At 60.5% G+C, this 15,924-nt stretch carries 14 protein-coding genes, 1 tRNA gene and 2 pseudogenes; 4 read left to right on the top strand and 13 right to left on the bottom strand.

Annotation, left to right across the window (positions count from 1 at the left end; genetic code table 11):
• Nucleotides 1-4: 4 nt before the first annotated feature.
• The 3 genes from ihfA (at nt 5) to ACFY9W_RS09825 (ending at nt 826) form a co-directional block, all read left to right on the top strand.
• Nucleotides 5-307, top strand: coding sequence for an integration host factor subunit alpha (gene ihfA, locus ACFY9W_RS09835; protein WP_003250679.1), 303 nt, complete (start codon nt 5-7; stop codon nt 305-307).
• Nucleotides 288-644 (top strand): MerR family transcriptional regulator, encoded by a 357-nt coding sequence (locus ACFY9W_RS09830; RefSeq protein ID WP_003250681.1) that lies wholly within the window; start codon nt 288-290, stop codon nt 642-644. The genes ihfA and ACFY9W_RS09830 overlap by 20 nt, the downstream gene beginning before the upstream one ends.
• A 105-nt stretch (nt 645-749) precedes the next feature.
• Nucleotides 750-826: transfer RNA gene (locus tag ACFY9W_RS09825), tRNA-Pro, on the top strand.
• Nucleotides 827-1,079: 253 nt separating this feature from the next.
• Here the strand turns inward: ACFY9W_RS09825 and ACFY9W_RS09820 are convergent.
• A complete protein-coding gene (locus ACFY9W_RS09820; protein ID WP_391129053.1) occupies nt 1,080-1,250 on the bottom strand; it encodes a hypothetical protein in 171 nt (56 codons plus the stop codon).
• Nucleotides 1,251-1,366: 116 nt separating this feature from the next.
• On the opposite strand from ACFY9W_RS09820, the gene ACFY9W_RS09815 reads away from it, so the two are divergent.
• Entirely contained in the window at nt 1,367-1,552 is a 186-nt protein-coding gene (locus ACFY9W_RS09815; protein WP_391129050.1) for a hypothetical protein, read from the top strand.
• Between the two features lie 132 nt (nt 1,553-1,684).
• Here the strand turns inward: ACFY9W_RS09815 and ACFY9W_RS09810 are convergent.
• The 12 genes and pseudogenes from ACFY9W_RS09810 to ACFY9W_RS09755 all read right to left on the bottom strand — a co-directional run.
• Nucleotides 1,685-2,200: pseudogene (locus ACFY9W_RS09810) on the bottom strand (methyl-accepting chemotaxis protein); the annotation flags it as partial.
• Nucleotides 2,201-2,542: 342 nt separating this feature from the next.
• Nucleotides 2,543-3,523, bottom strand: a pseudogene (locus tag ACFY9W_RS09805) (HAMP domain-containing protein); the annotation flags it as partial.
• 362 nt (nt 3,524-3,885) lie between these two features.
• A complete protein-coding gene (locus ACFY9W_RS09800; protein WP_391129047.1) occupies nt 3,886-5,049 on the bottom strand; it encodes an enolase C-terminal domain-like protein in 1,164 nt (387 codons plus the stop codon).
• A 49-nt stretch (nt 5,050-5,098) separates the two neighbouring features.
• Nucleotides 5,099-6,325 carry a hypothetical protein gene (locus ACFY9W_RS09795; protein ID WP_391129045.1) on the bottom strand — a complete coding sequence of 409 codons (1,227 nt, stop codon included), beginning with the start codon at nt 6,323-6,325 and terminating at the stop codon, nt 5,099-5,101.
• Nucleotides 6,326-6,353: 28 nt separating this feature from the next.
• Nucleotides 6,354-6,848, bottom strand: a complete 495-nt coding sequence (locus ACFY9W_RS09790; protein WP_102885534.1) for a flavin reductase family protein — start codon at nt 6,846-6,848, stop codon at nt 6,354-6,356.
• A 46-nt stretch (nt 6,849-6,894) separates the two neighbouring features.
• Nucleotides 6,895-8,331, bottom strand: a complete 1,437-nt coding sequence (locus ACFY9W_RS09785) for an aldehyde dehydrogenase family protein (protein ID WP_391129041.1) — start codon at nt 8,329-8,331, stop codon at nt 6,895-6,897.
• A 160-nt stretch (nt 8,332-8,491) separates the two neighbouring features.
• Nucleotides 8,492-9,640, bottom strand: a complete 1,149-nt coding sequence (locus tag ACFY9W_RS09780; RefSeq protein ID WP_391129038.1) for an MFS transporter — start codon at nt 9,638-9,640, stop codon at nt 8,492-8,494.
• Between the two features lie 64 nt (nt 9,641-9,704).
• Nucleotides 9,705-11,357, bottom strand: a complete 1,653-nt coding sequence (locus tag ACFY9W_RS09775) for a GMC family oxidoreductase N-terminal domain-containing protein (protein ID WP_391129035.1) — start codon at nt 11,355-11,357, stop codon at nt 9,705-9,707.
• Nucleotides 11,358-11,414: 57 nt separating this feature from the next.
• Nucleotides 11,415-12,500, bottom strand: coding sequence for an ATP-binding cassette domain-containing protein (locus ACFY9W_RS09770; protein ID WP_391129032.1), 1,086 nt, complete (start codon nt 12,498-12,500; stop codon nt 11,415-11,417).
• A complete protein-coding gene (locus ACFY9W_RS09765) occupies nt 12,433-13,287 on the bottom strand; it encodes an ABC transporter permease subunit (protein ID WP_391129029.1) in 855 nt (284 codons plus the stop codon). The genes ACFY9W_RS09770 and ACFY9W_RS09765 overlap by 68 nt, the downstream gene beginning before the upstream one ends.
• A gap of 2 nt (nt 13,288-13,289) precedes the next feature.
• Nucleotides 13,290-14,186: an ABC transporter permease subunit gene (locus ACFY9W_RS09760; protein ID WP_391129026.1), complete on the bottom strand. Its 897-nt coding sequence runs from the start codon at nt 14,184-14,186 to the stop codon at nt 13,290-13,292.
• A 181-nt stretch (nt 14,187-14,367) separates the two neighbouring features.
• Nucleotides 14,368-15,474 carry an LLM class flavin-dependent oxidoreductase gene (locus ACFY9W_RS09755; protein ID WP_391129022.1) on the bottom strand — a complete coding sequence of 369 codons (1,107 nt, stop codon included), beginning with the start codon at nt 15,472-15,474 and terminating at the stop codon, nt 14,368-14,370.
• Between the last annotated feature and the right edge of the window lie 450 nt (nt 15,475-15,924).

Below are 15,924 nucleotides of genomic sequence, written 5' to 3'. Positions count from 1 at the left end.
CGGCATGGGTGCTCTGACGAAAGCTGAGATGGCCGAAAGGCTGTACGAGGAGCTGGGGCTTAACAAGCGTGAGGCCAAGGAGCTGGTCGAGCTGTTTTTCGAAGAAATTCGGCACGCACTTGAAGAGAACGAGCAGGTGAAGCTGTCCGGTTTCGGCAACTTCGACCTCCGCGACAAACGCCAGCGGCCGGGCCGCAACCCCAAGACTGGGGAAGAGATCCCGATCACCGCACGGCGCGTCGTCACCTTTCGTCCAGGGCAGAAGTTGAAGGCCCGGGTTGAGGCCTATGCTGGAACCAAGCCATAACGACGAACTGCCCCCCATACCGGGCAAGCGCTACTTCACCATTGGTGAAGTAAGCGAGTTGTGTGCCGTCAAGCCGCACGTGCTGCGGTATTGGGAGCAGGAGTTCGACCAGCTTAACCCTGTGAAGCGGCGGGGGAACCGGCGGTATTACCAGCGGCAGGATGTGCTGATGATTCGCCAGATTCGTGCGCTGCTGTATGACCAGGGGTTCACCATTGGCGGGGCGCGGTTGCGGCTTTCCAGTGATGAGGCTAAAGATGAATCCAGCCAGTACAAGCAGCTGATTCGGCAGATGATTGTTGAATTGGAGGATGTATTGGTGGTGTTGAAGAAGTGAGCCTGGGCTTTTCGGATGAGTGGAAATTTTTTTGAGAAAAAGCTTTCATTTATCAAAAGGTTAGGGTAGATTCTTCATCGTTCTCAGAGGTTGTGAGAATGTAGTCGGGGCGTAGCGCAGCCCGGTAGCGCACTTGCATGGGGTGCAAGGGGTCGAGTGTTCGAATCACTCCGTCCCGACCAAATAACTCCAAAGAATCCAGTCACTTAGCGGTGACTGGATTTTTTTATGTCTGTTCGTTTTTCTCTGGTTGGCAATTTTGCCCCACTTTTTGCCCCACCGAGATGTTGATCAGATTCTTCATGCTACTTAGCACAATAAAATCTGTGGCTGACAGCTGTTAAGGGCCGATTACCTCTCCCGGTTAATAGTCAGCTGCTTCAGCTCAATCGCTTTTTGGATTTTAGGTGGCCGGTCTCGACTCATCGCAGCCCTTCACGAAGTCAGCAACCGGCCAAAAGAGCCAGTCGAAGGTGTCCTGGAAATCAGCGGCGATTCACCTAGCTTGATCGCTTGATCCAGCATGTCGGCAACTTCGCAGAAGGTCTTCATGGCCTCATTCCTCGTTTCTTCAGTAATCCGCGAGGAGAGGGTCAGGGCGGCCATGGTCTGATGCTTCTGAGGGTAAGCCATCCACACCAATCCACTTAACTTTTCCAAACACACCATAGCTGGGTTCTGAGCGAGTCGGCCATCGCTATTGGGCTCTCCCGAAGATCTGCATGAAGCTGTCCCTTGAGTTCCAAGTTGAGCTGGTTCAAGAGGTCAGCTTCGCTCGGGAACCAGACAAAGACGGTGCCCTCAGACACACCGCCGCCTTGGCAATCTTTGCAGTCGAGGCGCTGCTCAAGCAGGGCGTCGCCACCTCTGCTCCCACTGCTGTTGCCCCATTGAACTCAGCTCCCTAACAAGCCAGAGATGATCGCTCCCCAAACCGTTGGCTAGCAATAGGGCATCCATTACACCTTGAACTTCCAACCTGTACCGGTCCGCAAAGCGCCGCTGATCGAGCGTAAATCAGCGGCGTTTGCAGGTTCATGTCACGCCTTGAAAGCGGCCATCAGCTGCTGTTGCTGGTTGGCCAGCTCTTTGAGGCTACTGCCGATCACCGCCGCCCGCTCCGAGTTCGCCGCCAGCTCACGGGTGACGTCACGGATGGCGATCACGGTCTTACTGACCTCTTCCGAGACCGCACTTTGCTCTTCGGCGGCGCTGGCGATTTGCAGGTTCATATCGCTGATGAGGTCGACCGCGCCGCCGATCTTGCCCAGCACCAGGCTGGTCTGGGTGACGTGTTCGACGCTGGTGGCAACCTGCGCATGGCTGTGCTGCATGGCATTGACCACCGACAGTGTGCCGCTTTGCAGTTTCTCGATCACCTCACGGATTTCGCTGACCGACTCTTGCGTTCGGCGAGCCAGGTGGCGCACCTCGTCCGCGACCACTGCGAAACCTCTGCCTGATTCTCCGGCCCGTGCAGCCTCGATGGCTGCATTGAGCGCCAGAAGGTTGGTCTGCTCGGCAATCGAGCGGATGACGTCGAGCACGCCGCCGATCTGTTCACTGCTGCTGGCCAGGTCGGAAACGTCAAGCCGGGTGTCTTCAATGCGCTTTGCGAGTTCGGCGATCATCACGTTGGCGTGCTCGATGGCGAGCAGGCCTTCCTGGGCCGCGGCTTCCACCCGGGTGGTTGCTTCGGCGGCCTGCGCTGCGCTGCGCGCCACATCATGGGAGGTCGCGGTCATTTCCTGGGAGGCGGTGGCGACCATGTCGATCTCGCGGAACTGCTGCTGCATGCCGTTCGAGCTGTCCGCGGCGATCGAGGCTGCCTGCTGAGCGGTGTTGCGTGTTTCGTTGGACGAGCGGGATACCGCAGCGATGATCGGCTGCAGTTTGTCGAGGAAGCGATTGAACGCTCCGACCAGCTTGCCGACTTCGTCCTGGCGTATGTGCTGCAGGCGGCGGGTCAAATCACCATCACCGTCGGCGATGTCATTCAGTGCTCGCGCCACTTCGGTGATCGGGCGGCTGATCGACTGACCGAGCCAGGCGATCAGTACCAGAGCGATCAAGGCCACCAGTGCGCCTAGCAGCAGTTGTGTGCGGACATTGCCCGCAGAAACATCGTCCAGATGACTGGACAGGGCGGCAGCGGGTGCGAGCAGAGTAGACGCCGGCACCATCAGCACGGCTGTCCAGCGGCTGCCACCGAGGGCATCGAAGGTCGCGGTCGCCAGCATGTCCCGCCCATATTGCTGAACGCTGACCGGCGCAGATTGCGAGCTGACCCGTTGACTGAGGCCAGGGTCGATCACGTTCAAGGCTTTGGCCAGATGCTCTGGATAGCGGCTATCGGCCGCAATGGTGCCGTCCGCGCTGATCAGCAGCACACGGCTGTCACCTGCGTAGAGTTGCCTGGCGAAATCTGCTGCACGCATCTGCAGGCTGGCAAGGCTGATGTCAACGCTCATCACCCCTTGCACGCTACCAGCGCCGGACAACGGAACGGCAATAGTGGCCATCAGGGTGTTTACGCCGGAGGAGTCGGTATAGAGATAGGGGGCCGTCAGGCAGGTGCGGGCCAGCTGCCGCGCACACTTGTACCAGTAAGTGGCATTGCTGCCATCATCGAGGATTTCCTTTTCCGGGATGGTGTAGCTGGGAATATGGGTCGATTGATAGACCGCGAACCGCCCCTTTTCGTTGCCGGCAAAAGGTTTGTTGACGAATGCAGGGTCAAGGGTGCCGGGCTCCAGTGCCACGCCCACACCGAACGGCAAGGGGTTGGCCTTGACGTGCTCGGCTAGCGCTTCGCTGATGGCCTGGCGAGCATCGGCTTCATGGAGTTCGCTGACGGGTTTGAGCGTGCGTTCACGCATCAGTTGCCGCGTCAGTGTCTCGCCAAAGTCCGCCGCTCGTTGGAAGTACGCCGAGGCTTGGCGCGACTGGGAGCGGGCGACTTCTACCAGATAGCGCTGCGCGTCTTCGCGCAGCATGCCGGTGCTGGTGCTTTTGACCAGGGTTGCGGTCTGTGCTGAAAGATAAAGCGACGTCCCGACGAGCGCCAGAGCGGTCGCCGCCATGCACAGGCCTGCCAGCAGGCAGATGCGCAAGCGGATCGATAACGTGTTGAATGCTTCCATGAAGGTGTTTCCGCCAAGTGCTGTTGTCGTTGTAGGTTCGGCACATGCGCAACGAAAAAAGGCCGCGGCTGCGACCTTTTTCTCTTCATTGCACAGTGTTACTGCGCTTTGCACTCGGCCCACAGGAACGGTGCGATGGCTTCCTGGTTGAGCGTCACACCCAGGCCTGCGTCAGCGGTGATGCCCAGCTTGCCGTTGGCGATCCGGTCCTCAGGGGCGTTGTTCAGGATCTGCACATACTTCGGCGAGTCGCTGAAGTACGGGTAGATTTCCATGGTCATGAAGTTCGGCAGGGTAACGCCGACCTGCATGGTTGCTGCGGTGCACAGCGAGCTTGCGCAGTTGTGCGGCGCGACCAGCATGTTATAGGCCTCGGCCATGGCGGCGATCTTCTTGGTTTCGCCCAGGCCTCCGGTGTTGCCAACGTCCGGCTGGACGATGTCGACGATCTGTTTTTCGATCAGGCGACGGAAGCCCTGACGGGTGTACAGGCGTTCGCCAGCCGCCATCGAGGCCTGGGTCGACTTGGAGATCTTTTCCATGGCGCCGACATCGAAGGCATCGCAAGGTTCCTCGATCCAGGTGATGCCCAAGTCTTCGTAGCGCTTGCACAGGCGAATGGTTTCACCGGTGGTCATGCCGCCGCTCAGGTCGATGTACACCTCGGCGGCATCGCCGGTCACCTCGACCAGTTGCTTGACGCGCTGATAGGCCAGCTCCATGAACTCACGGTCATGGGCGCGGCGCTGCACGTGTTGCAGGCGGCCTTTTTCGTCCTGGGTGGCCAGCGGGTAGCACTTCAGGGCTTTGTAGCCGTCTTTCATCGGGCGTTCTGCAGCCTTGGCCCAGTCGTTGGCGTTGTAGCAGTGGTAGTTCCAGCCGTTGGCGTAGACCGGCACTTCATCGAACACCTTGCCGCCGAAGAACTCGTAGATCGGCAGGTTGCTGGCCTTGCCCTTGATGTCCCACAGCGCCGTCTCGATGGCGCTGATACCGGCGAACACGATGGCACCGCCACCCTTGGCCCAGAACGAATTGTCGTACATTTTCGAGTACAGCTGCTCGATGCGGAACGGATCCTGGCCGACGATCACACGCTCGCACAGGTCCTTGATCATGCCGGCTGCGGCAGTGGCCCCAAGGCCATACGCGATGGCGGCCTCACCAATACCGGTAATGCCTTCGTCAGTAGTCAGTTCGACGATGATCGGTTTGACGTAGCCGCTTTCAACGAGAAAGACTTTTGCCGAGATAACTTTCATGTGTGCTCCAGTTTGACAGCGAAAATGCAGGTCGAAGACTTGCCGGTTGTTATTGAAGGTTCAGATGGTCCATGGCCGTGGCCAGCGGCGGGTAATCGGTGCACAGGCGATCGATGGTGCCGACGCCCTGTGCGACGGTTTTCAGTTCGTTGTGGCGCAGCAGGCAAGAGCCCAAGGCTGTGGCCAATGTCTGGCAGGCCTGTGCGTCCATTCCCCGTGCGCTGACCGGGAAGGTGTTGATGAGCAGGTGAGTGCTTTCGCGGCGCTCCACGCTTACACCCAGGCGGGCGAGGGTTGCGGCCGCTTGTTGGTGCGTCATCGCGAGAGGGCGCAGATCGAGCGCGACCGTCTGCACATCGGTGCCAGCGCAGTGCACCTGCAGGCCTAGGTCGCTGAAAGCCCGAGCCATCGCACGTGCGTTGGTCATCGACAACTGCTGGCGGGCCACTTGCAGCGGGGCGTCGGCCTGGCGAAGGCTGTTGATCAGCGCCAGTTTCAAGCGATGGGGAATGCTCAGGTGGCCAAGGCCGTGCAGCGATTCGCAGAATTTCTGGTAAAGCGCAGGTTCGCGGGTCATGAAGAACCCGCCACGTGGACCCTGCAGGGATTTGTGGGTCGCGCCGGTAATGACGTTGGCATAGGGCAGGGGATTGGCCAGCAAATCTGCGGCAATCAACCCGGCAACTCGGGAAATATCGATGACCAGGCTGGCGCCGACGCTGTCGGCGATTTTGCGCAACACCTGGTAATCCAGGTTGCGGGTGTACGCGGTGTAGCCGGCGACGATGCAGCGCGGGCGTGTCGTCGCTACCTCGCTTGCCAAGCGGTTATAATCGATAAGCCCATTGCTGTGGCAGGGCGCGGCGGTACGTTGCAGGCGCGCAGTGGTGGCGGCAACGTAGAGCGTGTCCAGTATCCCTTCAAGCTCCGGGTCCGCCAGGCAGATGACCGGCTCGCCTGGTTGCAGGAGTGCCTTGAATACCGCTCGGTTGGCCTGCTGACCGTTGTGCGCATTGAAGCTGGCCAGGCGTGTGCCGAACAGCCGCTGCGCCAGTTCGAGCAAATGCCGGTCAACCTCCTTGAAGCCGATGCGCACGGCGCGACGCCCGATGACGGTCATCTGCGTCGCGCAATGGACCTCGGAAACTGTCCAGCGCTGCGTAAGGGCGTCGCTCGCGGTCAGGTTGATTCGGCCGCGATCGGCGCCCCAGCCGACCTTGACGCTGGACAGCATCTGCTGAATGAGCCCTTGCAGCGGCACTGTCATCAGAGTCATAAAAGCCCCTCACTCATCCTGGCGCTGCTTAGCGGTTGATCACGTATTCGACGGCCTGGTGCAGGCCACGGCCTTTCCACAGCAGGCATTCGTTGAGGTCCGCGTCGCACAGGGCGATCGACTCGATCAATCCGACGAAGATGGTGTGAGAGAACCCATCGAAGCAGTTGCCGATCCGGCAGACCATCCCGACAGGTGCATTGAGCAGCACCGGCGCCTTGCCGTTGTCCAGCTCCCAGTCGTCCAGGGCAAAGCGGTCGGCGCCTTTGGCGGTATTGAACTGGTTGACCACATGGGCGTGGCCCGGGGAGAGCAGGCTGACGCCGAAGTAGCCGTTGTTGAGGATCAGGTCGTGCGCGGATGCGCTTTTGTTCACGCAGACGATCACCGAAGGTGGCTCGGCCGACAGGCTGCATACCGCAGTGGCGATCAACCCGGCGGGCTGATCATCGGCAAAGGTGGTGATGGCGGTGATAGCGCCGGCAAAGCGGCCCATGGCTTCTTTGAATTGTTGTTCGATCATGGCGATTTCCTCAGGTAAAGCTGGCCGCAGGGCGGCCAGCCAGGGGTCAGGCATGCAGGCAGGAAATGAAGTGGGTATGCAGGTAGCCGTCGAGCGCCTCGCTGCCGCCCTCGGAGCCATGGCCCGAATCCTTGATGCCGCCATACGGTGTTTCCGGAAGGGCAAGGCCCAGGTGGTTGATGGTCAGCATGCCGGCTTGCACACCCTGGCTCAGTGCATGGATGTCGGCTTGGCGGCGGGTCCAGGCATACGAGGCGAGGCCGAATGGCAAGCGGTTGGCTTCGGCGATCGCTTCATCGATGTGGGTGAACTTGACGAACAAGGCGACCGGGCCGAAAGGCTCTTCGTTCATGATCTCCATGTCGGTGGTCAGGCCACTGAGCACGGTAGGAGCGAAGTAGTGGCCAGGTTGCTTGAGTCGCGAACCCCCGCATTCCAGACGTGCACCCTTGGCCACAGCGTCCTCGACCAAGCGCTGCACCGCCTCCAGGCGACGCTCGTTGATCAGTGGGCCTACTTGGGTTGCAGCTTGCAGGCCATCGCCCACGCTCAGCGCAGCGGCGGCATCCTTGAACATCTCGACGAAGCGATCATGCACGCCTTCCTGCACAAGGAAGCGGGTGGGCGAGATGCACACTTGACCGGCATTGCGGAACTTGAAAGCGATCAGCGCCGCACAGGCACTTTCAAGATCGGCGTCGTTGCAAATGATCACCGGCGCATGACCGCCGAGCTCCATGGTGGCCGGCTTCATGTGCTTGCCTGCCAAGGCCGCGAGGTGTTTGCCTACCGGAACGGAGCCGGTGAACGAGACCTTGCGGATGATTGGGCTGGGAATGCAGTGCTCCGAGATGTGCGCGGGTACGCCATAGACCAGTTGCAGGGTACCGGCAGGTACGCCGGCGTCCTGGAAGCATTCGAACAAGGCCGCAGGGGCAGCTGGGGTTTCCTCCGGGCCTTTGATGATCATCGAGCAGCCTGCCGCCAGGGCTGGGCTGATCTTGCGCAGGATCTGGCTGACCGGGAAGTTCCAAGGCGTGAAGCCAATCGCCGGACCGACCGGCACGCGCACGGCGTGTTGGGTCACGTTGCTGGCGCGCGATGGAATGATACGGCCGTAGGTGCGGCGCGCCTCTTCGGCGAACCAGTCGAGCAGATCCGCGCCGCCGTTGACTTCCATGCGTGCTTCGGCCAGTGGCTTACCTTCTTCAAGGGTAATCAGCGTGGCGATCGCTTCGGCACGTTCGCGCAAGAGGCCTGCGGCCTTGCGCATGATCTTGCTGCGCTCGAATACCGAAATCGCCTGCCAGGCCTTGAATCCGCTGGCCGAGGCGGCCAGCGCCTGATCAAGGTCGGCGGAACTGGCGTGGGCAAAGGCACCGATGCGTTCGCCGTTTGCCGGGTTGAACACATCTCCACGCACGCCTTCACTGCCTTCACGCCATTGGCCGTCGATGAGCAGTTTGACCTCTGGATAGTTCATGCAATCTCCTGACTCGTCAGTGCAACCCTCAGGGGCTGCGGATCTTTTGTAGTCAGGACTGAGCAAGCGCTGTGCCAGTTTTTTTGTTGTTTAAAAACAGTAAGTTAGATGTGTTTGACAATAAATTCTCAAGTTTGAGAAAACCCAGGATCAAGTTTGCTCATGCTGATTCGGCACCGCGGGTGACCGCTGGGCGGGCCAACAGGCAGAGTGCTGCGAGGGTCACGCAGAGGAACCAGAACGCGGTATGCAGCGACGTGACCTCGGCAATATGGCCGATGAAACCTGGCCCCAGCAGCACGCCGAGGTAGCCGATCGTGGCCACGGCGCTCAGGCTGGCTGCGGCCGGCATGCGGTTTTGTTGAAGGGCGGCGCGAAACAGCACTGGCACGGCGTTCGCCAACCCCACGCCGGCCAGCGCGAAACCGGCAAGTGCCCCGGTCAGCGACTGAGTTTGGGCAAGCCCCAGGCCCAGCAGTGCCAACAGGGCGCCACCGGCCAGCAGAAGCGGGTCCCCCAGCAGGCGTGCCAGTCGATCACCGGCAAAACGAGCGCCCGCCATCGCCAGGGTGAAGGCGCTGTAAGCGATGCCGGCTGACTCCAGCGGTACCTGGTGTGCGCCTTGCAGGTAGAGGGCGCTCCAATCGAGCATCGCGCCCTCCACCAGCAGGCAGATGAACGAGAGGGCGGCGATCAGCATCACCACGCCCCGGGGCCATTTGAATACGGCGTTGTCCAGCGCATCCAGGCGTACGATCTGGTGGCGCCAGGCCAGGGCTAGGCGAAGCACCGCCAGCACGGCTGCGCAACTGGCTGCTTGCAGAGGTGAGGCGCCTAGGTTCAGCAGCAGTGTCATGCCGGCGGCGCCGACGAACGTGCCGACACTGAACAGCGCGTGGAAGCCGGACATCAGCGGTTGTTGTGCCGCCTTTTCGACCATGGCGGCCTGCAGATTGACGCATATGTCACCCAGCCCGAGGCAGGCCCCGAACACGAGAAGTGACAAGGCGCACAGCCAAGGCGATGCCACGGTGCTCAGCGCAAGCAGGGCGGCGCAGAAGCACAGGCCCGAGAGCTGCATCAGCAGGCGCAAGCCCACACGCTGGGCGATGCGCCCTGCAAGCGGCATGCTGATCAGCGACCCCAGACCAATGCACAGCAACAAACTGCCGAACAGCCCGTCAGCCAGGCCCATCCTGGTTTTGGCAAAGGCCACCAGCGGGGCCCACGCAGCCATGGTGAAACCGACCGCGAAAAAGGTCAGGCGGGTAGCGCAGCGGTAGGCCGGTGCAGCGAAGGATTCGGTCATGAAATCTCTTTGAATGAAAAAGGCCACCTGGTATCAGGTGGCCTTGGTCAGGTACCCAGCAGTGTCAAACCGGGGTTTTGGCGCTGGTCAGCGGCATCACCAGCGTGGAGGCTTTTTCGGGCTGAGGCAGCAGCGAACGGCGGCCTTTGATGAAGTCGGCCAGGCGTTCACCCAGCATCATCGAGGGCGCACTGGTGTTGCCCGAGACCAGCGACGGCATGGCGGAAGTGTCGCAGACCCGAAGGCCCTTGAGGCCGTGGACACGGAACTCAGGGTCGACCACTGCCATGGCGTCCACCCCCATCTTGCAGGCCCCGGAGGGGTGCAATGCACCTTGGGCGGTTTCCCTCACGAAGCGTACTCGGTCCTCATGGGTGGTCAGCGGTTGGCGTGGACGATGAACGTGGGCCACGTACGGTTTGAGTGCCGATTGCTCCATGATTTCCATGCCCAGGCGTACGGCCTCGGCGAGCATGTCGACATCGTACGGGTCCGACAGGTAGTTGGGGTCGACACGCGGCGGCGAGTCGGGATTGGCATTACGCAGGCGCACGGTGCCGCGCGAGCGTGGTCGAGTCTGGTAGACGTTGACCGTGCAGCCGTTGCCGCTTGGCGTGGTCTCGGCACCTTCCTCCACGCCTGCGCCCGGCAGGAAGTGGAACTGCAGGTTGGGCAGCGGATCGTTGGGATCGGCATACCACACCAGGCCACCCTCGCAGATGTTCGAGGTGATCGGGCCATTCCGGAACAGCAGGTATTGCAGCCCCGCCCAAGCCTGCCAGTGCAGTTTCTTGTACTTGTCGTAGCTGTGGGCGCCGGTGAGCTCGTAGATCAGGAACATGTCCACATGGTCCTGGAAGTTTTCGCCGACCCCGGGCAGGTCGTGCACGACCGGAACGCCGACCGAGCGCAGGTGTTCGGCCGGGCCGATGCCCGAGCGCAGCAGCAGGGTAGGGGAGCCGACTGCACCGGCGCTGACGATCACCTCTTTTTCGGCGCGCAGCACTTTGACCTGGCCGCTCTCACGGTACTCCACACCACAGGCGCGGCCGTTTTCGACCAGTACGCGCAGCACCTGGCAGCCGGTCTTGATTTTCAGGTTGCTGCGGCTGCGCGCCGGGTTCAGGTAGGCCACGGCCGCGCTGCAGCGCAGGCCATTGCGCATTTTGACCTGGTAGAAACCCACGCCTTGCTGCTTGCCGGAGTTGAAGTCCGCGGTGAAGGGAATGCCCAACTGTTGCGCGGCCTTGACCCATGCCTTGGTCAGGTAATGGGTATGGCGCTGATCGGAAACGCCCAGTGGGCCACCTTGGCCGTGTGCCTGGTCGGCGAAGCGCTCGTTGTCTTCGCTGCGCTTGAAGTACGGCAGCACTTCCTTGTACGACCAGCCGGTGCAGCCCTGGGCCTCCCAGTTGTCGTAGTCCTCAGGGCAGCCGCGCATGTAGACCATGGCGTTGACCGAGCTGCCGCCACCCAGCACTCGGCCCTGGACCATTTCCGGTGCGACGTCGTTCTGGTGCTTCTGTGGTTCGAGCTTGTAGCGGGTGAGCAAGTTACCTTTGGCGGTCTTGAAGTAGGTGACCGGCATATGGATATAGGGGTTCCAGTCCCGCGAGCCTTGCTCGAGCAGGGTCACCGAAACGTTCGAATCCTCTGTAAGCCGGGAAGCCACTGCACAGGCAGCGGGGCCTCCGCCTACCACGATGTAATCAACCACGTTTGACTCCTTATTATTGCTGAAACAGATTGCACGCAACTCGCGCCAGGCGCGAACTCATTGTGTGAGAACCACCACCGCCTGCTCAGGCCAGCTCATGTGGACCAGGCTGCCAGGTGCGTGTTCAATGCCGGTTACCGGGCGTGTCTGTTGGCAGGTAAAGAGACTTTCGCCTTTTTTTACCTGATAGACCACCCGGTTGCCGATGAACACCACGTCATGCACCGTTCCGGCCATTGCATTGTGAGCTTCCAGCACGCCCGGGGCTTGGCCTGCTGCGGTAAGGCGTATGGCCTCCGGCCGTATCGACAGCGAGACCTGATCCCCCGCACTGGCACTGGCCACCGCCCCGCGCGCCTGGAAGTGCGCGGTGGAGATATTTCCAAGACCGTCCATCACGTTGCTCACGCGGCCTTCAACGATGTTGGTGTCGCCGAAGAACCGGGCACAGAACAGTGATTTGGGTGCCGCATACAGGTCCTGCGGCGAGCCCAGTTGTTCGATCTCGCCACGGTTCATCAGCACCACACGGTCTGACAGGATCATCGCTTCGTCCTGGTCGTGGGTGACGTACACGAACGTGGTACCGGTTTCTTCGTGGATACGCTTGAGCTCCTTGAGCATGTGATGGCGGATTTTCAGATCCAGTGCTGCCAAGGGTTCATCGAGCAGCAGTACGTCTGGCCGGTTGACCAGCGCCCGGGCCAAGGCCACCCGCTGACATTGGCCGCCGCTAAGTTCATGGATCCAGCGACTGGCGAAGTTGTCCAGTTGCACCAGGTGCAGCATGGCCCTGACCTTCTCGTTGATCTGAGCCTTGGATAGCCTTTGCAAGCGCAGGCCAAACGCCACGTTGTCGAACACATCCAGGTGCGGGAACAACGCGTAACGCTGGAATACCATGTTCACGCTGCGCTTCTCCGGCGGCAGGGCGATGGCGTCCTTGCCGCCGATCATCAGGGTGCCCGAGCTTGGCGCCTCGAAGCCTGCGATGATGCGCATCAAGGTGGTCTTGCCGCAGCCGCTGGGCCCCAGCAGGGTCAGGATCTCGCCCTGGCGGATGTCGAGATTGATGTCATTCAAAGCCTTGAATGGGCCGAACGTCTTGTGCACGTTTTTCAATTGCACGATCGACTGGTTCATGGGCATCGACTCCGTTAGCGGTACGGTAAGAGGTTTTCGCGCGCTGTTGCAGCCAGAAGGCAGCACCTGCGGCAAGGATCACGATCAGCGAAAGGGCAAAGGCCACCATCGAGGCGGCATTGATGGTGGGGTCGACGGTACGGCGCATCATCGACCAGACCATCATCGGCAAGGTCGTCTCGTTGCCACTGACGAACACAGTGATGATCAGTTCGTCGAACGACAGCGCGAAGACCAGAATTGCCGCACCGATCAGGCTCGGGCGCAGGATCGGCAGGGTGACCATCCGGAACGCCTGCAAGGGGCTCGCCCCCAAGTCCCTGGCTGCTTCTTCGAGCGAGCTGTCGAAGTAGTCGATTCTCGAGCGCAGCGTGGCGACGAAAAACGGCAACGCGTACAGGGTGTGGGCTATGGTCACGGTCACCAGCGAGCGGTTTAGGCCCAGCTGTGCGAATGCACTCAGCAGCGAGATCCCCAGGAACAAGCCCGGCAGTGCGATGGGTGCGGCGCACAGGGTTGCGACCGCTTCGCGCACCTTGCCTTTCATGCGGATCAGCGCCAGGGCCACGCTGGCCCCAAGCACGGTGGTGGCCAGCGACGCCAAGGTTGCGACCAGCAAGCTATTGTAAAGCGAATCCTTGAAGGTCTGGCTGTCGAAGATCTGCGCATACCAGCGCAGGCTCCAGCCTTCGAAAGGAAACACCAGCGAGGGCGAGCTATGGAAGCTGAACATGCCGATCACCACGATGGGTGCATACAGGAACAATAAGTAGAGCCACAGGTACATTCTCAGCATGACGGCGTCTCCTGTGGGTGATAACGCAGGCCCGGAGCAAGCCTGAGCACACGCAGCAACTGGGTGAAGGCCAGGTAGATCGCCACGAACAGGACCAAGGTGATAAACGCCATCGCGGCGCCCAGAGGCCAGTTGCCGGCACTGCGGAACTGGTTGGCGATCAACAGCCCGTTGGTCACCCCTTCGCGGCCACCGAGCAACTGCGGGGTGATGTAGTCGCCTGCTGCCAGGATGAAGGTGAACATGAAGGCCGAGACGATGCCTTTGTAGGCCATCGGCACGATCACCCTCAGCAGCACTTGGGTGCGGGTTGCGCCCAGGTCCCGAGCCGCGTCCAGGTAGTCCGGCTTGACGTCCCGCAATGCCGATACCAGGAGCAGCAACGCGAACGGGAACATGATGTGCACGAGCGTGATGATCGACGCGAACGGGCTGAACAGCAGAAACTCCAGTGGCGAGTCGATCACCCCCCATTGCAGCAGGGTACTGTTGATCAGGCCATTGGTGCCCAGGATGGTTCGCCAGGCGTAGACCCGAACCAGGTAGCTGGAGAACCAGGAAAGCAGAATCAAGTAGAACGCGGCACTGCCACGGGCTTGGTAGACGATGTAGTACGCGGCCGGAAAGCTCAGCACCACCGAGATGACGGCAGTCCACAGGCCGTTGTTCAGACCAGTGAGCCCGGTTCGCCAAAAGCCAGCGGCAGCTAGCGTGCGTGCGTAGTTGTCGAGGTTGAAGGTCGGGTCGATCACGAAAGATCGCGCCGTCCAGAAGCTATAAAGCAACAACAGGATGCAGGGGAAAACGAAGAACACCAGCATGAACAGCATTGACGGTGCGGCAAGCACCGTACCCAGCGCCCTTTGGCGCTGGGTAATGTCCAAACCCATGGCAACTCCTCGGCCGCAAGGCCACAGCAGCCTCGTCCGCAAGGACGAATTGATCGAAACCTCATTGTTGTAGTGAGCGCTCCCCGCAAGGGGGTAGCGCCGTGCTTCTTTGGCAGTTCAAGGTGAAACCGATCAGGCGACTGCTCCGGTCGCCAGCGCCTGGCTCAAGGCCCGGCTTGCATTACGCCAGGTGTTTCTTGGTGGCGCAGTAGTCACGCAGTTTCGGCATGACCTGCTCGCTGAGCAGGCGCAGCGACTTCTGGTGCAGAGCAGGGTTCTCCCAATCTTTCTGAGTGGTCAGCAGGGTGCCGAACGGCACGCCAACGTAGTCGACGAAGGCCACCAGCTTGTCCAGGACGGTTTTCGGCGAGCCCGACATCACCATCCAGTCCAGGCAGTTCTTGCGGTTGACTTCGCTGTCCGGAATTTCCTGGTTTGGCTTGAGGATGCGCAGCATGTTGAAGGCCGCCATATCTTCGACGATGTAGTCGTAGTACCAGCCGTAGGTGCTGTCCGGGCTGGCCAGGTAGTCGGCTGCCTCTTGGTCGGAGTCGGTGACCAGGATCGAACGGGCGATGCGCCATTGGGCCGGATCCGGGCGACGGCCGGCATTCTCGCAGCCAATCACGAACTGTTCCCAGTGGGATTTGACGTAAACTTCCGGGATGAAGTTGGCGCTGACGATGCTCCAACCACGTTCACCGGCCTGGCGCGCACTGCTCGAAGAGGGGCTCATGACCGAGATGGCCACCGGTGGATGCGGCTGCTGGTACGGTTTGAGCATCGGGCCAAAGCCCAGGCCAGGAATAACGTTCTTCTCCAGCTTCACGTTCCAGTATTTGCCCTGGATGTTGTAAGGCGGGTTGGAGGCCCAGATCTTGTGGATGATATCCACCGACTCGGTGGTCATCTCGGCACGGTTCATTTCCAGGGTGCCGAACAGCTCCATGTCCGATACCAGGCCGCCAGGGCCCACACCCATGATGAAGCGGCCTTTGCTGAGGTGGTCGAACTGCGCGACATCACCGGCCACGGTGGCAGGGTGGTGTTGTGGCAGGTTGAGAACACCCGTGGCGAACTTGATGTTCTTGGTGGCATCCAGGAGCGTGGCGAAGAACTGCAGCGGGTTGGCTACCGGTTCGGAACTGCAGCTGTAGTGCTCACCGACCCACACTTCGCTGAAACCCAACTGGTCGGCGAGAATTGCGGCCTCGCGATCCTGTTGCAGCATTTCGGTGTAATTACGCCGCGGATCATGCAGCGGCATCATGAACAGACCCAGTTCCATAGTTAACTCCTGGCTTCACTTATTGTTTGCTTCAGGTGCTCGCCACGCGATGCACTTGTGCGGTTGTGACGTCAGGCCTCACCAGCGATGCGTGGTCGCCGATGGCCGTCGGTAACAGGGATTAGCAACAACGATGCCAGAGTCTACTTTGTGTTTTATCTTATTGATTTTAAAAGAATAATTTTTTACCTGTGAGCGTTTTCATGGAGGTGGCTGGCGCTTGGCGCAGAGTTGAGACAAGGTCTTTGCCAGGCGTTCTCGAAAGTGAGAAACGACGAAGGTGGGCACCTGTCGGTAACTTTTTGGGTGCTGGGGTTCATCCAGGTGCGTGAACGCGTAACGGTGGTCGCCTAGCGAAAATTTAATCTGAGATGGAAGTGTTGAATATCAATGGCTTACACGCTCTACCGACTGACTGTGATTGACTGGTGTATTTCTTGCTGTAGCTTG

It is taken from the genome of Pseudomonas sp. NPDC008258, assembly GCF_042956345.1.
Classification (GTDB): domain Bacteria; phylum Pseudomonadota; class Gammaproteobacteria; order Pseudomonadales; family Pseudomonadaceae; genus Aquipseudomonas.
Note: the sequence above shows the minus strand (reverse complement) of the source record. Positions and strands in the feature narration are given on the sequence as shown.

Coding starts and splice junctions, on each gene's coding strand:
- ACFY9W_RS09830 (WP_003250681.1), top strand. CDS start 288: ATGCTGGAACCAAGCCATAACGACGAACTGCCCCCCATACCGGGCAAG.
- ACFY9W_RS09760 (WP_391129026.1), bottom strand. CDS start 14,186: ATGGGTTTGGACATTACCCAGCGCCAAAGGGCGCTGGGTACGGTGCTT.
- ACFY9W_RS09780 (WP_391129038.1), bottom strand. CDS start 9,640: ATGACCGAATCCTTCGCTGCACCGGCCTACCGCTGCGCTACCCGCCTG.
- ACFY9W_RS09770 (WP_391129032.1), bottom strand. CDS start 12,500: ATGAACCAGTCGATCGTGCAATTGAAAAACGTGCACAAGACGTTCGGC.
- ACFY9W_RS09815 (WP_391129050.1), top strand. CDS start 1,367: ATGAAGCTGTCCCTTGAGTTCCAAGTTGAGCTGGTTCAAGAGGTCAGC.
- ACFY9W_RS09785 (WP_391129041.1), bottom strand. CDS start 8,331: ATGAACTATCCAGAGGTCAAACTGCTCATCGACGGCCAATGGCGTGAA.
- ACFY9W_RS09800 (WP_391129047.1), bottom strand. CDS start 5,049: ATGAAAGTTATCTCGGCAAAAGTCTTTCTCGTTGAAAGCGGCTACGTC.
- ACFY9W_RS09765 (WP_391129029.1), bottom strand. CDS start 13,287: ATGTACCTGTGGCTCTACTTATTGTTCCTGTATGCACCCATCGTGGTG.
- ACFY9W_RS09820 (WP_391129053.1), bottom strand. CDS start 1,250: ATGGCCGCCCTGACCCTCTCCTCGCGGATTACTGAAGAAACGAGGAAT.
- ACFY9W_RS09795 (WP_391129045.1), bottom strand. CDS start 6,325: ATGACTCTGATGACAGTGCCGCTGCAAGGGCTCATTCAGCAGATGCTG.
- ACFY9W_RS09790 (WP_102885534.1), bottom strand. CDS start 6,848: ATGATCGAACAACAATTCAAAGAAGCCATGGGCCGCTTTGCCGGCGCT.
- ACFY9W_RS09755 (WP_391129022.1), bottom strand. CDS start 15,474: ATGGAACTGGGTCTGTTCATGATGCCGCTGCATGATCCGCGGCGTAAT.
- ihfA (WP_003250679.1), top strand. CDS start 5: ATGGGTGCTCTGACGAAAGCTGAGATGGCCGAAAGGCTGTACGAGGAG.